15 protein-coding genes are annotated in these 14,373 nt (G+C 71.7%); 10 read left to right on the top strand and 5 right to left on the bottom strand.

Annotated elements, in window-relative coordinates:
- The first annotated feature begins 243 nt into the window (after window positions 1-243).
- Window positions 244-975 carry an endonuclease III gene (nth, locus tag ACZ6YG_RS39905; RefSeq protein ID WP_148036287.1) on the top strand — a complete coding sequence of 244 codons (732 nt, stop codon included), beginning with the start codon at window positions 244-246 and terminating at the stop codon, window positions 973-975.
- A gap of 39 nt (window positions 976-1,014) precedes the next feature.
- On the top strand, window positions 1,015-1,662 hold the full coding sequence (locus ACZ6YG_RS39900; protein ID WP_148036288.1) for an NUDIX hydrolase: 648 nt from the start codon (window positions 1,015-1,017) through the stop codon (window positions 1,660-1,662).
- On the opposite strand, the gene ACZ6YG_RS39895 is transcribed toward ACZ6YG_RS39900, so the two are convergent.
- The gene (locus ACZ6YG_RS39895; protein ID WP_219544804.1) at window positions 1,639-2,157 is read right to left on the bottom strand and encodes a HEAT repeat domain-containing protein; all 519 of its coding nucleotides are present in this window, start codon (window positions 2,155-2,157) and stop codon (window positions 1,639-1,641) included. The genes ACZ6YG_RS39900 and ACZ6YG_RS39895 overlap by 24 nt on opposite strands.
- Window positions 2,158-2,239: 82 nt before the next feature.
- Here ACZ6YG_RS39895 and ACZ6YG_RS39890 point away from each other — a divergent pair, with 82 nt between their 5' ends.
- Window positions 2,240-3,433, top strand: a complete 1,194-nt coding sequence (locus tag ACZ6YG_RS39890) for a MarP family serine protease (RefSeq protein WP_148036290.1) — start codon at window positions 2,240-2,242, stop codon at window positions 3,431-3,433.
- On the opposite strand, the gene ACZ6YG_RS39885 is transcribed toward ACZ6YG_RS39890, so the two are convergent.
- From ACZ6YG_RS39885 to acs, 4 genes are all read right to left on the bottom strand, one after another.
- Window positions 3,430-3,888, bottom strand: coding sequence for a DUF309 domain-containing protein (locus ACZ6YG_RS39885; protein WP_466020817.1), 459 nt, complete (start codon window positions 3,886-3,888; stop codon window positions 3,430-3,432). The two genes, ACZ6YG_RS39890 and ACZ6YG_RS39885, sit on opposite strands and share 4 nt — an antisense overlap.
- A complete protein-coding gene (locus ACZ6YG_RS39880; protein ID WP_219544805.1) occupies window positions 3,885-4,805 on the bottom strand; it encodes an alpha/beta fold hydrolase in 921 nt (306 codons plus the stop codon). The genes ACZ6YG_RS39885 and ACZ6YG_RS39880 overlap by 4 nt, the downstream gene beginning before the upstream one ends.
- On the bottom strand, window positions 4,795-5,241 hold the full coding sequence (locus tag ACZ6YG_RS39875; protein WP_219544806.1) for a phage holin family protein: 447 nt from the start codon (window positions 5,239-5,241) through the stop codon (window positions 4,795-4,797). Before ACZ6YG_RS39875 ends, ACZ6YG_RS39880 begins: the two co-directional genes overlap by 11 nt.
- A gap of 276 nt (window positions 5,242-5,517) precedes the next feature.
- Entirely contained in the window at window positions 5,518-7,491 is a 1,974-nt protein-coding gene (gene acs / locus ACZ6YG_RS39870) for an acetate--CoA ligase (RefSeq protein ID WP_219544807.1), read from the bottom strand.
- 248 nt (window positions 7,492-7,739) lie between these two features.
- Between acs and ACZ6YG_RS39865 the strand changes: the two genes are divergently transcribed.
- From ACZ6YG_RS39865 to ACZ6YG_RS39835, 7 genes are all read left to right on the top strand, one after another.
- Complete coding sequence (locus ACZ6YG_RS39865; protein ID WP_261809027.1) at window positions 7,740-8,522, top strand: Fic family protein; 783 nt, start codon at window positions 7,740-7,742, stop codon at window positions 8,520-8,522.
- Between the two features lie 710 nt (window positions 8,523-9,232).
- Window positions 9,233-10,273 (top strand): septum site-determining protein Ssd, encoded by a 1,041-nt coding sequence (gene ssd, locus ACZ6YG_RS39860; protein ID WP_466020816.1) that lies wholly within the window; start codon window positions 9,233-9,235, stop codon window positions 10,271-10,273.
- Between the two features lie 32 nt (window positions 10,274-10,305).
- The gene (locus tag ACZ6YG_RS39855) at window positions 10,306-11,613 is read left to right on the top strand and encodes a TadA family conjugal transfer-associated ATPase (RefSeq protein ID WP_397196710.1); all 1,308 of its coding nucleotides are present in this window, start codon (window positions 10,306-10,308) and stop codon (window positions 11,611-11,613) included.
- Window positions 11,610-12,317, top strand: coding sequence for a type II secretion system F family protein (locus ACZ6YG_RS39850; protein ID WP_466020815.1), 708 nt, complete (start codon window positions 11,610-11,612; stop codon window positions 12,315-12,317). The genes ACZ6YG_RS39855 and ACZ6YG_RS39850 overlap by 4 nt, the downstream gene beginning before the upstream one ends.
- A gap of 77 nt (window positions 12,318-12,394) precedes the next feature.
- Window positions 12,395-13,177, top strand: coding sequence for a type II secretion system F family protein (locus ACZ6YG_RS39845; RefSeq protein WP_466020814.1), 783 nt, complete (start codon window positions 12,395-12,397; stop codon window positions 13,175-13,177).
- Window positions 13,178-13,699: 522 nt separating this feature from the next.
- Window positions 13,700-13,933 carry a DUF4244 domain-containing protein gene (locus ACZ6YG_RS39840; protein WP_148036299.1) on the top strand — a complete coding sequence of 78 codons (234 nt, stop codon included), beginning with the start codon at window positions 13,700-13,702 and terminating at the stop codon, window positions 13,931-13,933.
- 35 nt (window positions 13,934-13,968) lie between these two features.
- A complete protein-coding gene (locus tag ACZ6YG_RS39835; RefSeq protein WP_466020813.1) occupies window positions 13,969-14,289 on the top strand; it encodes a TadE family type IV pilus minor pilin in 321 nt (106 codons plus the stop codon).
- Window positions 14,290-14,373 lie beyond the last annotated feature (84 nt).

Raw genomic sequence — 14,373 nt, 5'->3', positions numbered from 1 at the left:
GGCTCGAAATGGTTCCCCCCACGACGAGCCGTGCGATCCTCCTGCCGAAGTGTACGAACAAAACCGTCAACATGCTTACTCATCCCCCGCTCAGAGCCCTCCAGTCCGTTACATACACCGATAAAAACGGCCCAATCCCCCGAAGAGGGGATTTATGATCTTCCTTCTCATGGCCGGCTCTCCTCGTACGCGGAAAGAAAGCGTCATGTCCCGGGAAGCGGCGGGTGGCCATACCCTTGCGGCATGGCGACGAACGTGGCGGGCGCCCGCGGACGCAAGCCGGAGACCCGGCTGGGGCTGGTGCGGCGGGCCAGGAAGATGAACCGGATCCTCGCGGACACCTACCCCGACGCTCACTGCGAGCTCGACTTCACCAACTCGTTCGAGCTGCTGGTCGCCACCGTGCTGTCGGCTCAGACCACCGACGTGCGGGTCAACCTGACCACGCCCGCGCTGTTCGCCAAGTATCCGACGCCCGACGACATGGCCGCCGCCGACCCCGAGGACCTCGAAACGATCATCAAGCCGACCGGGTTCTTCCGGGCGAAGACCCGCTCGCTGATCGGGCTGGCCAAGGGGCTGCGCGACCGCTTCGGCGGCGAGGTGCCGCGCAAGATGGACGATCTCGTCTCACTGCCCGGCGTCGGCCGCAAGACCGCCAACGTGGTGCTCGGCAACGCCTTCGGGGTGCCGGGGCTGACCGTCGACACCCACTTCCAGCGGCTGGTGCGCCGCTTCGGCTGGACCGAGGAGGCCGACCCGGTCAAGATCGAGCAGGTGGTCGGCGAGCTCATCCCCAAGCGCGAGTGGACCGTCTTCTCCCATCGGATCATCTGGCACGGCCGCCGCATCTGCCACGCCCGCAGGCCCGCGTGCGGCGTCTGCCCGCTGGCGGCGCTCTGTCCCTCGTACGGCACCGGCCCGACCGCCGTCGAGGAGGCGCGCAAACTGGTGCGTTCTGGTCCCTTCTCCTGAGCGGGGAAGTTCGGTGATCCCCGCGGTGTTGGAGAAGTCGTGACCGAGGTGCCCCACTGGCTTGACCAGCTCGCCGCGAACGCCGTACAGACCCGTGTCCCCCCGGGGCTGCGCCCGCCTGTGCGGGGCGGACGCAGGGCGGCGGTGCTGGCGCTGTTCGGCGACGGCCCCTACGGCCCCGACGTGCTGCTGATCCAGCGCAGCACGCGCGGACGGCGGCACCCCGGCCAGCCGGCGTTCCCCGGCGGCGGCGTCGACCCCGAGGACGACGGGCCGATCGGCGCGGCGCTGCGCGAGGCCGAGGAGGAGACCGGCCTCGACCCGCGCGGCGTCACCGTCCTCGCCACCATGCCCGAGCTCTACCTCTCCCACAGCGACAACCGGGTCACCCCCGTGCTCGGCTGGTGGCACGACCCGTGCGCGGTGCACGCCGCCTCGCCCGACGAGGTCGACTCCGTCGAGCGGGTGCCGGTGACCGAGCTGACCGACCCGGCCAACCGCCTCATGCTGCGCCACCGGGCCGGGCTCGCCGGTCCGGCCTTCCGGGTGCGCGGGATGCTCGTGTGGGGGTTCACCGCGGCGGTGCTCGACGGGCTGCTGCGCGAGGGCGCGCTGGAGCTGCCGTGGGACCGCGACCGGGTGGAGGAGATCCCGCCCGAGGTGCTACAGCTCGCGGCCCGTGGCTAGCGCCACGCCGAGCGAGGCCCAGCCCGCCACGTCGGCGTCGGCGTCCAGGGTCAGCGAACGCAACGCGGCCAGCCCCGTACGGTCGGGTGGGTCGCCCAGCACGTGCTGCAGCGCGTAGGCCGCCCCGTACCTCACCCGCGGGTCGCGATGGGCGGCCAGGTCGATCACCGACGGCAGCGAGCGCGGGTCCCCGAGATGACCGAAGGCGATCAGCACCGAGTACAGCACCACCGCGTCGTCCTCGCTGGCCGCCAGATAGCGAAGGATCGGCAGCGCGCGGTCCACGTACGCCCCCAGCAGGCCCAGGATGTCGACGCCCAGCAGCCGCTCGGCGGTCCCGTCGGCGGCGCACAGCCGCCGGGCCTCGATGAAGCACTCCAGATCGCCGCGCTCCCGCAGCCGGCTGATCACCTGCCAGCGCACCGGCCCGTCCGGGTCGGTGTCGCGCAGAGCTGCCTCGATGAGACCACGAACTGTTCCCTCGAACGGCGGCATGCGGATCACGTTAGCCACGGGCCGCGGGCGGTCCTGGCAGAAGACATGCACACTTGACCCAGACCCTGGTTAGCTTTGAAGCGTGCGCGGTGATCTGCTTGACCTCATATTGATCGGCCTCGTGATCGCTTTCGGGATCTCGGGATACCGGCAGGGCTTCATCATCGGGGTGATGAGCTTCGTCGGGTTCGTGGGCGGGGCCGTCCTGGGGGTGTTCATCGCGCCGCCGATCTCCCGCACCGTCGTCGACGGCGACACGCCGCAGGCGCTGCTCGCCATCGTGATCGTCTTCCTGGCCGCGACGATCGGCCAGTTCGCCTCCTCGACCATCGGGGCCGTGGTGCGCTCGCACGTCACGTGGGAGCCCGCCAAGGTGGCCGACGCGGTCGGGGGCACGTTCGCCAGCGCGCTGTCGGTCCTGGTGATCGCGTGGCTGATCGGGTCGCTGATCGTCTCGACCTCGTTCACCCCGCTGGTCGACCAGGTCAAAGGGTCGTTGCTGCTCACCACCGTCGACCAGGCGATCCCGCAGGCCGCGCGCAACTGGCAGCAGCCGTTCAAGAAGTTCATCGACCGCTCCGAGTTCCCGCCGGTGTTCGACGCGATCGGCGCCGGCCAGCTCGTGGACGTCGAACCGGCCCCCCGCAGCATCCTCAAGGGCGCCAAGCTGGAGCGGGCCACCCGCGCCATCGTCAAGGTGCAGGGCAACGCCGAGAGCTGCAACAAGCACATCGAGGGCACCGGCTTCGTCTACGCCCGCGACCGCATCATGACCAACGCCCACGTGGTCGCCGGGGTGACCCGCGACCTGCAGATCGTCGACCACAGCGGCCGGCGCCACGCCGCCACGGTGGTCCGCTACAACCCGCGCCGCGACATCGCCGTCCTGCGCGTCCCGGGGCTCGACCTCCCGGCGCTGGCCTTCAACGGCGAGGCCGAGAAGGGCGACAACGCGATCATCGCCGGCTTCCCGAAGGGCCAGGGCTTCTCCGCCGAGCCGGCCCGCATCCGCAGCCGCATCAACAACGCCGAGAGCCCCGACATCTACCGCGACACCAACGTCACCCGCTCGGTGTACGCGATCCGCGGCCTGGTGCTGCCCGGCAACTCCGGCGGCCCGCTGCTCTCGGTCGACGGCCGGGTGTACGGGGTGATCTTCGCGGCCGCGGTCAGCCAGGAGGAGACCGGCTACGCGCTGACCGCCGACGAGGTCCGCCCGGACGCCGAGCAGGGCAAGAACGACACCAGCCCGGCCGACACCCAGCAGTGCGACTAGGTCAGGTCGTCCGGCTCCGGCAGCTCGGCCAGGATCAGCTCGACCGCCTCGGCGGCGTCGCTGTCGTCGTGCAGGCCGGACGCCGCCCTGCCCACCGCGTCGTACGGGTCGCCGTACGACTGCACCCGGGCAGCGCCGCGGGCGAACAACGTCAGCGCGCCCCGCGCGTTGCCGCGCTGCAGGTGGGTCAGGCCCACGCAGATCTGCGCGAGGCCCTGCCACAGCTCGCGCTCCTCCTCAGGGGCGCACTTCCAGCGCCCCTCGAACACCTCGTGCGCGCTGAACGGCAGGCCCTCCGCCAGGAACCGGCGGCCGTCGGCGAGCGCCTGGCCGGTGGTGGGCGCGTAGTCGTCGGGCACCCTCGGCATGCCCTCCGAGCCGTACGGCAGCGGCCGGCCGAACGCGTCACGCGGGCGGGCGTTGCGCGGGCGGCCCTCCGGATCTCGGTCTCTCATCGGTCGGGCTCCGGGTCGTCGAGCCAGCCGAGCAGCTCGGTGTCGAACACGTCGGGAATCTCCTCGTGCGGGAAGTGGCCCGCCCCCTCGAACAGCCGCCACCGGTACGGGGCGGCCACGTAGCGGCCCGACCCCTGCGCGGTGCGCGGCAGCGTGCAGGTGTCGAGCGCCCCGTGCAGCTGCAGCGTCGGCGCCTCGACCTCGGTCCGCATGGCCCTGGCGTACCGCCGTCCGTCGGGGCGGAGCTGCGAGCGGCCGAACCACCGGTGGTACTCCAGCGCGCAGTGGGACACGGCCGGGATCGTGAACGCCTCGCGATACGTACGGGAGGTCTCCTGGTCCGGCCACCCGGGCCCGGACCAGTCGTCGAGCAGCCTGCCCACCAGCGCGCCGCCGCGCCTGGTCAGCCTGCGCTCGGGCAGCAGCGGAAGCTGGAAGCCGAACGCCCGCCGGCTCGCCTTGAGCTGGCCGAACGGGTCGGTCAGCAGCGCGTTGCGCAGCCGCAGGGGATGCGGGGCGGACACCGTCACCAGCCGGTGCACGCATTTGGGGTCGAGCACCGCCATCGTCCAGGCCAGCAGCCCGCCCCAGTCGTGGCCGACCACGATCGCGCCGGTCTCGCCGAGCGCCTTGATCAGCCCGGTCGCGTCGGCGGCCAGCGTCGGCAGGTCGTAGCCGCGCGGCGGCTTGTCGCTGCCGCCGTAGCCGCGCAGGTCGACCGCGACCGCGCGGAAACCCGCCTCGGGCAGCGACCTGAGCTGGTGCCGCCACGTCCACCAGAACTGCGGGAAGCCGTGCAGCAGCAGCACCAGCGGGCCGTCGCCGGCCTCCACGACGTGGAACCGCGTGCCCCCCGCGTGCACCGTGCGGTGCGTCCAAGGGCCTTCGATCTGGACGACGGCCTCGTCAGACGCCACCGGGTGTCACCGGCCTCTTGACCGGGACCGGTCGATCGTCCGCCACCGGGACCTCATCCGGATGGGCGATCTCCTTGAGGCCCTTCAGCGACCGGGCGGTCCGCTTCATCCCGGCCAGCCCTTTCAGCTTGCGGACTCCGACGTAGACCAGCAAAGCCGCGACAAGCAGGTAGAAGACGGTCACGGCGAGGAAGGCCACCCACGTCGGCATCCACTGAGCGAGCACGAAGGCGATCGCGAAGGAGGCGAGGATCAGGCACAGGTGGGCCATGAAGGCGGCGGCGGCGAACAGGCCCCCGGCCGTGCCGACCCGCTTGGCGTCGAACCTGAACTCGGCCTTGGCCAGCTCGATCTCCGAACGGACCAGAGTCGAGATGTGATCGCTCGCCTGGGCGACGAGCGAGCCCAGCGATTCTTCCTCGGGAGTCTGCGGCATGAACGTCTCCTATCGAGGCCTGACGGCCGTGTCAATCATCGTCAGCGGGATGCGACGCCCGCATACCGTATGGGACCCGGCCCCACCGCCGCGTCCCACCCGTGGAGCCCGCCTGACTGCCTCGCCGCCCCGGCCGAACATCCCAGGAACCTGCCCACCACGCGCCCCGCAATCACTCCCAGATCTACCCGATCCGAGAACATAGCGCCGAGCCGGTCCGGCACACGAGTGACCCCCCGCCCGGATGATCCAGGGCAGGGGGTCGCGTACGAGGGTCTAGTCTTCGGCCTTGGCCGACGGGAGCTTCTCCGAGATCAGGTTCATCACCGTGCTGTCGGCCAGCGTCGTGACGTCACCGATGCTCCGGTTCTCCGCCACGTCGCGCAGCAGCCGCCGCATGATCTTGCCGGACCGGGTCTTGGGCAGCTCGGGCACCACCAGGATCTGGCGGGGCTTGGCGATCGGGCCCAGCGTCTTGGCCACGTGCGCGCGCAGCTCGGCCGCGATGTCGTCGCTCTCCTCGACCGTGCCGCGCAGGATGACGAACGACACGATGGCCTGGCCGGTCACCGGGTCGGTGGCGCCCACGACCGCCGCCTCGGCCACCTTCGGGTGGCTGACCAGCGCGCTCTCCACCTCGGTGGTGGAGATGTTGTGGCCGGAGACGAGCATGACGTCGTCGACCCGGCCCAGCAGCCACAGGTCGCCGTCCTCGTCCTTCTTGGCGCCGTCGCCGGGGAAGTACATCCCGTCGAACCTCGACCAGTACGTGTCGATGTAGCGCTGGTCGTCGCCCCAGATCGTGCGGAGCATGGCCGGCCACGGCTCGCGGATGACGAGGAACCCGCCGCCGCCGTCGGGCACGCTGTTGCCCTGGTCGTCGACCACGTCGGCGACGATGCCGGGCAGCGGGCGCATGGCCGCGCCCGGCTTGGCGTGGGTCACGCCGGGCAACGGGCTGATCATGATGGCGCCCGTCTCGGTCTGCCACCAGGTGTCGACCACCGGGCAGCGGTCGCCGCCGATGTTCGCGCGGTACCAGACGTACGCCTCGGGGTTGATCGGCTCGCCCACCGAGCCCAGGACGCGCAGGCTCGACATGTCGAACTTGGCGGGGATGTCGTCGCCCCACTTCATGAACGTGCGGATGGCCGTGGGCGCGGTGTAGAGAATCGAGATCTTGTACTTCTGCACGATCTCCCAGAACCGCCCGCGGTGGGGCGTGTCGGGCGTGCCCTCGTAGATCACGCTCGTCGCGCCGTTGGCCAGCGGGCCGTACACGATGTAGGAGTGGCCGGTCACCCAGCCGATGTCGGCGGTGCACCAGTAGATGTCGGTCTCGGGCTTCAGGTCGAAGACCGCGTCGTGCGTCCAGGCCGTCTGGGCCAGGTAGCCGCCGGTGGTGTGCAGGATGCCCTTCGGCCTGCCGGTGGTGCCGCTGGTGTAGAGGATGTAGAGGGGGTCCTCGGCGCCGTGCGGCTCGGCGGTGTGCTCGGTGCTCTGGCGGTCGACGACGTCGTGCCACCACAGGTCCTTGTCGCCGAACGCGACGTCCTGCCCGGTGCGCCGGACCACCAGGACCTTCTCCACCTGGGGGCTCTCGGCGACGGCCTCGTCCACGGTCGGCTTGAGCGCCGACGGGGCGCCGCGGCGGTAGCCGCCGTCGGCGGTGACGACCAGCTTGGCGTCGGCGTCGTGGATGCGGCTCTTCAGCGCCGCCGAGGAGAAGCCGCCGAACACCACCGAGTGGACGGCGCCGATGCGCGCGCAGGCCAGCATGGTGATCGGCAGCTCGGGGATCATCGGCAGGTAGACGGCCACCCGGTCGCCCTTGCCCACACCCAGCTCGCGCAGGGCGTTGGCGGCCTTGCAGACCTCGTCCTGCAGCTCGGCGTAGGTGATCACCCGGGAGTCGCCCTCGGGCTCGCCCTCCCAGTAGTAGGCGACCTTGTCGCCGTGGCCGGCCTCGACGTGCCGGTCGACGCAGTTGTACGCGACGTTCAGCTCGCCGCCGACGAACCACTTCGCGAAGGGCGCGTTCCACTCGAGCGTGGTGTCCCAGCGTTTGGCCCAGGTCAGCCGTTCGGCGACACGCTCCCAGAAGCCGAGGCGATCCGCGTCCGCCTCGGCGTAAGCGGCGGCGGTGACGTTCGCGGCCGCCGCCAGCTCGGCCGGTGGCGCGAACCGGCGGTTCTCCTGTAGCAAGTTGGACAGGGCCTGGTTCTCTTTGCCAGGGGTCTCCGGGGCCACCTTCGCGCTCCTTCTAGGGCCAGATCGGGTAGGTCATGTCCCACTTCACCAGGTCACAGCACACCCACACAAGAGGTCTAGACAGGTCTGTACCGTTCGGCGCAGGAAGTCGACAGCTTGCCGATTTGAATGACAAAAGCTATTGAAACGTTGTCATCCTGAAATGTCCTGCTTGGAGCGCGCCAATTGGAGGCGGCTTTATGGGCCCCGCGAGGGTGATCCTCTACCCGCGGGTATGGTCGATATCCGTGAGTGACCCATTGGCCGCCCTCGCGCGGCTTCCCGGTGTGTCCGAAGCGGTCGACGCCGCACGGGAGGCCGTCGACCGGCTCTACCGCCACCGCGTCCTGCGCCGGGCGAGCCCGGCCGTGTCCACCGAGTCGTCGCTGCGCGGCGCCCGCGCGTCCGCCGCGATCGAGGGCGCGGACGTCCCGCTCGACGCGCTGCGCAGGGACGAGGCGCACGACCCGGTCGTCCAGGGGGCGCTGCGCGCCTCCGCGGAGCTGGGCCGCCTCGGGCCGACCTGGCGCAAGGCCCCCAGGCAGGTGCTGGCCCGCCTGCACACCGTCGCCGCGGCCGGACTGACCGGCCAGGAGGCGCTGGGCCGGCCCCGGACCGCCGACTCCGCTCCCGACCCGCTCGGCCTGGGCGCGGCGCCGTCCGCCGAGGAGACCGCGGCCCGGATGGAGCGCCTGATCTTGCTGATGGACGGCGCCACCAAGGCCGCCCCGGCGCTGGTGCTGGCCGCCGTCGTGCACGCCGAGCTGGCGGTGCTGCGGCCCTTCGGCACGGCCGACGGCGTCGTGGCGCGCGCCGCCGAGCGGCTCACGCTGGTGGAGTACGGGCTCGACCCCAAGTCGCTGGTGGCCGTCGAGGTGGGGCATCTGGAGCTGCCGTACGCCGAGGGCTTGCGGGCCTATCTGAGCGGCACACCCGAGGGCGTGGCCCAGTGGATACAGCAATGTGCCTCTGCGGTAAGCCTGGGGGTGCGGGAAGCGGTCGCCATCTGCGAAGCCATGCAAAGAGGCTGAGAAACGTAGCTGACGGCGCCTCTGTCAAGAGACGCCGTCCGCCGGTGCATCACGCCGGGTTACCAAGCGTGCACCTCAATTCGTCGGAGCGGGTCAAGCCCGTCACGACGCGCCTCCCGCGGCTGGTCGCGCGTGGGTACCCGGTTGATGCACCCGGACCACTGGTCCGTGACACCTTTCTATGACGGATCAGCCCTGATGGGAACCCCCGGGAGCAAGACCTTTACCGGAGGTTGGCCGCGTGTCCGGTGTGGCGGATCGGCGTCGCGGTACGGGGCGTGGTTATCAAGCCGTGATGATCACTGTCCGTGATCGGCTTTATGTGATCGTTATGCGATTACGAAAAAACTTGGCGGAAATACCAGATTGCGCCTCGACGAAACTCGAGTGGATCGGGCAGCATACGGTGGTATCACCAGAAACTGGAGTGACTGCGCATGGGTTGGGTTTCCAAGTCCCTTGCCATGCTCCGGTGAAGTGATGAAAGCTTTCTTCTGAAACGGGACCGGCTCTACCCCCCCGGAGCCGGACCGAACAGGCGACCCCCGCTCTCCCCCCCGGCGGGGGTCGCCCCATTTCCGGACTTCGCCCGTAGCCGTCGTCCACAGCCTGTGCACGGCCTGCGCCGTCATCCCCAGAACCGCGTTCGCCTCCCCGCGCCCGGCCTCGTCCCGGGCATGGTCGGACCTCCCCGACCCCGAGGGAGTCCGATGAATCGCCCACTGGTCATCACCGAGGACCGCGACCTGCTCGACGACCTGGTCCGCGTCGCCGCCGCGGCCGGCGCCCAGATCGACGTGGCCCACGCGCCGGCCCACGCCCGCCCGTTCTGGAGCCTCGCCCCGCTGGTGGTCGTCGGCGCCGACCTCGCCGACGCCGTCGCCGCCTGCGCCCCTCCCGCCAGAGACCGCGTGCTCCTCGTCACCCGCGCCCCCGACGACCCCGACACCTGGCGCCGCTGCGTCTCGGTCGGCGCCCAGGCCGTCGTGCCCCTCCCCGACGAGGAGCGCCGCCTGGTCGAGGAGTTCGCCGACGCCATGGAGCCCCACCCGCGGTCCGGCGCGGTCCTCTGCGTCATCGGCGGCCGGGGCGGCGCGGGAGCCAGCGTCCTGTCGGCGTGCCTGGCGCTCAGAGCCTCCGGCGACCACCTCCGCACCCTCCTGGTCGACGCCGACCCACTGGGCGGTGGCCTGGACGCCCTCCTGGGCCAGGAGGAGACGCAGGGGGCACGCTGGGCCGACCTGGTGGCCAGGCAGGGCCGCATCAGCTCCTCGGCCCTCCAAGGAGCCCTTCCCTGCTTCGGCGACCTCGCGGTCCTGTCGTTCCACCGGGGCGAGGTCCGCCCCATCCCCAGGGAGGCCATGCGCTCGGTCCTCGAAGCCGGCCGCCGGGGCTTCGACCTGGTGATCGTCGACCTTCCCCGCCACCTCGACGCGGCCGCCGCCGAAGCCCTGGGCAGGGCCACCACCACCCTCCTGGTGGTCACGGCCGACGTCCGCGGGGTCCTGTCCGCCGCCCAGGTCCTGCGGCAGGCGGCCGAGCACACCTCCGACATCCGCGCCGTCATCCGCCCCGGCGTCCTCGACGCCGACGCGGCGGCGGCCTCCCTGTCCATCCCCGCCGCCGCCCACCTGCCCGACCACCCCCGCCTGACGGCCACGCTCAACCGCGGCGAACTCCCCAGACTGGGCCCCCGCACCACCCTCGGCGCCCTCTGCACGACGCTCCTCCACGACCTCCTCCCGGTGTGACCCCTTCGGCCACCGCCCGCGATCCCACCCGAATCGAGACCACCGTGCAGGTAACCCCCGAGCTCGTGGAAGCCGTCCGCGTACGCCTCGCCAGAGCGGGAGCCGAACCCACGGCCGCCCAGGTGGCCGTGGCACTCCGCGCCGAGAGGGCGGTCTACGGCGACGCCGAGATCCTCGCCGTCGCCCGGGCCCTCTGCGCCGACCTCATCGGCGCGGGCCCGCTGGAGCCGCTCCTGGCCGCGCCCGAAGTGACGGACGTCCTGGTCAACGGCCCCCGCGAGGTATGGGTCGACGACGGCAGGGGCCTGCGCCTCACCCCCGTCACCTTCACCGACGACGCCGCGGTCCGCAGGCTCGCCCAGCGCCTGGCCGCCGCGGCGGGCCGCCGCCTCGACGACGCCTCCCCGTACGTGGACGCCCGCCTCGCCGGAGGCGTCCGCCTCCACGCGATCCTCCCCCCGATCGCCTCGGGAGGCACCTGCGTCTCGCTGCGCCTGCCGCCCCGCCGCACGTTCACCCTGCCCGACCTGGTGGCGGCGGGGACCATCACCCCTGCCGCCGTCCCGATCCTCACCACCTTGGTCACCACCAGGAGAGCCTTCCTGATCTCGGGCGGCACCGGCACGGGGAAGACGACCCTCCTCTCCGCCCTCCTGTCCCTGGCCGACCCCGGCGAACGCCTCCTCCTGGTCGAGGACTCCGCCGAGCTCCGCCCGCTCCACCCGCACGTGGTCCGCCTGGAGTCCAGACCCGCCAACGTCGAGGGCGCGGGCGGCGTGGGCCTGCGCGACCTCGTCCGCCAGGCCCTGCGCATGCGCCCCGACCGCCTGGTGGTCGGCGAGGTCAGAGGCGCGGAAGTGGTCGACCTCCTCGCGGCCCTCAACACGGGCCACGAGGGCGGCTGCGGCACCCTCCACGCCAACACGGCCGCCGACGTCCCGCCCCGCCTGGAGGCCCTGGGCTGCGCCGCGGGCCTCAGCAGACAAGCCGTCCACAGCCAGCTGGCGGCCGCCCTGGACGTCGTCATCCACCTCACTCGCAGCCGCACCGACGGCAGACGCCGCATCTCCGAGATCCGCCTCCTGACCAGAACCGACGACGACCTCGTACGAGCCATCCCCGCCGTGACCTTCACCCCCGAAGGCCACGCACACCCAGGCCCCGCCTACACAACCTTGACCGGCGACTCCCCGCCCCTTCCGCCCTCACGAGAAGCCCCGCCGTCCGGGAGCCCTCGCCATCACCCGACGTCTCCGGCCTCGCGAGAAGTGTCGCCGTCCGAGAGCCCTCGCCCTCTCCCCATCGGCCAGGCTCCCTCTCCCGAGGAGTCCGCGTCATGACCGCCGTGGCCGCCGCCTTCCTCATCGCGCTCGCCGTATGGCTCTGGACCAGCCCCGACGCCGCCACCCTCCGTCTGGCCAGGCTCACCCACCACGACGACGAGCCGCGCCCGCCCAGCCTGAAGGCCCTGTTCGCTCGCCCGAGCAGGTCACGCCGAGCCGACGCCTGGCGCCGCGCGTCGATCGAGCTGTGCCACGCCATGACCGCCGAGCTGTCAGCGGGGCGGACCCCCGGCGAGGCCCTGTCCAGAGCACTCGACGCCGTCGACCTGCCGGACCCCGGCGCCCTCCGCCCCGTGTCGGCCGCGGCCAGAGACGGCGGCGACGTCTCCGCCGCCCTGCTCCGGGCCGCCCCGGAGGAGGGCGGCGAGGGCCTGCGCCGCCTCGCCGCATGCTGGGACGTCAGCGTGACGGTCGGCGCCGGCCTGAGCGCCCTCGTGGACCGCGTGGCGGCGACCCTGCGCGCCTCCCAGGCCCACCGGCAGGACGTCGCCGCCCAACTGGCCGGCCCTCGCACGACAGCCAGGATGCTGGCCGTCCTCCCCGCGCTGGGCCTCCTGATGGCCGCCGCCCTGGGCATGCGTCCCCTCACCTTCCTGCTGGGCGGCCTCCCAGGCCTCCTCTGCCTCGCCGCCGGCATCTCCCTGGACGCCTGCGGCCTCTGGTGGACCCACCGCATGGCCACCAAAGCGGTGAACCCCTGACCCGCCCTTACAAGGCCAGGCGTCAAAACCCATCCGCTGCGGAAAGTTCCGACCTCCGTCACAGCTAGGACCACCCGATGCTCGCGCTCGCCTCCATCCTCTGCACTGCCCTGGCGGCTTACCTCTGGACTTCGCCCACCACTCCCGCGCAACGCCTCGCCCGCCTGTTCCCCGAGCCCTCACCCCGGCAGGACGGATCCCGTCCCGCCGACCCACCTCCGCCCGTCTGGCTCACTGACAGGGCGCAGACCGGGCGCCGGCTCTCAAGCCGCACCCTCGTCCCGTCGCTCTGCCTGGGTGTCGTCGTCGCCCTGCTGGTCGGCGGCGTCCCCGGCATCGTCACGGCCCTCCTCGCCACTCCCATCACCGCGGCGGCCCTCCACCGCAGAGATCCGCCGGAGTTCGAACGCGACCGCAACCGGATCACCACGGACCTGCCGTTCGCCGCCGACCTCATGTCGGCCTGCCTGCTCGCGGGCCAGCCCACCAGCGCCGCCACCGAGACCGCCGCCACGGCGATAGGCGGCCCCCTCGGGCTGAGACTCACCTGGGTGGCCGCCCAGCTCAAACTTGGCGCCGACCCCGAGCCGACCTGGACCCACCTGTCCCGCGACCCGGCCACAGCCCAACTCGCCCGAGCGATGATCCGAGCGTCCCAGAGCGGCGCCCCCGTGGCCGACATCCTGACCCGCCTGGCGGACGACGCCCGCGAAACGTCAAGGGCCGCCTCGGTGGCCGCGGCCCGCAGTGTGGGCGTCAAAGCGGTGGCACCCCTGGGCCTCTGCTTCCTCCCGGCCTTCGTCCTCTTGGGAATCGTCCCCGTGGTAGCAGGCTTGGCCACCACGATCGTCCTCCCTTGACGAGAGCGCTCCGCCGGTTCCACCGGGCTCGCGTCGGCTGACGAGAGTGCTCCACCGGCTTCAGCAAGCTCGCATCCGCTGCCTAGACAGCACCGCTGGGTCAGCCGGGCTCGCGTCCGCTGACGAGAGCGCTTCGTTCCGGCGAGCACGCGTCCGCTGACGAGACCATGCCACCAGGTCCACCGGGCCCGCGTGCGCTCAACCTCCGCGTCCGCTCAATCTCGCGTCCGCTCAATCTCGCGTCCACCCAACCTCCGCGTCCGCTCAATCTCGCGTCCGCTCAACCTCCGCGTCCGCTCAACCTCGCGTCCGCCCAACGTCGCGTCCACCCAACGTCGCGTCCACCCAACGTCGCGTCCACCCGATCCCGCCTCCGTTCACGGGTGCTCCCTCCACAGCCTCGGCGCCACGTACTCGCTTATCCACAGAACGGCGCTCGGCCCCTTGGGCCCATGCCGGTCCAAGCGAATCTTGGACCCGCACCCCGGGGCGTCGCCCCGGCCCGATCTTCCTGGAGGCACGATGCAGGACCACAAGAACCTGTCGCTCCGCACCCGCCACCGTCGCTGGTGGTCCGTCAGGCAGGCCCGCCTGGCGGGAGCCGCCCGCGACAGGGGCATGTCCACCGCCGAGTACGCGGTCGGCACCATCGCCGCCTGCGCCTTCGCCGCTCTGCTCTTCAAGGTGGTCAGCAGTCCCGAAGTGCAGGAGATGCTCTCCTCGCTGATAGACCGGGCGCTCAACACCAAGGGATGACCGGCCACGCGCGCCGGAGGTCGTCAAAAGGCTCCGTGACCGCCGAAACGGCCGCGATGCTCCCCGCACTCATGGTCGTCCTCGCGGCGGCGCTGTGGGCCATCCAGGCCGTCGGAGCCCACCTCGAATGCGTCGACGCCGCCCGCTCCGCCGCTCGCGCCGCGGCCAGGGGCGAGCGTCTCGATCAGGTACGAGACCTCGCCCGCTCAGCCACCCGCCCCGAAGCAGAGGTAACTGTGAACCGCACCCCAGAACACACGACCGTGCACATCTCGCTCGCCGTCCGCCCGCCCTGGGGCCCCGCCCTGCCCGCGATCCACGTGACCGCGTCCGCCACCGCGCCCACCGAATCCTGACCTCACGGTGCGGATCGCCCGTGAGGCAGCCGGAACCGAATCCTGACCTCACGTGCAGACCGCTCATGCGGCAGCGAGAACCGA

Source organism: Nonomuraea sp. NPDC054003 (assembly GCF_055585125.1).
Note: the sequence above shows the minus strand (reverse complement) of the source record. Positions and strands in the feature narration are given on the sequence as shown.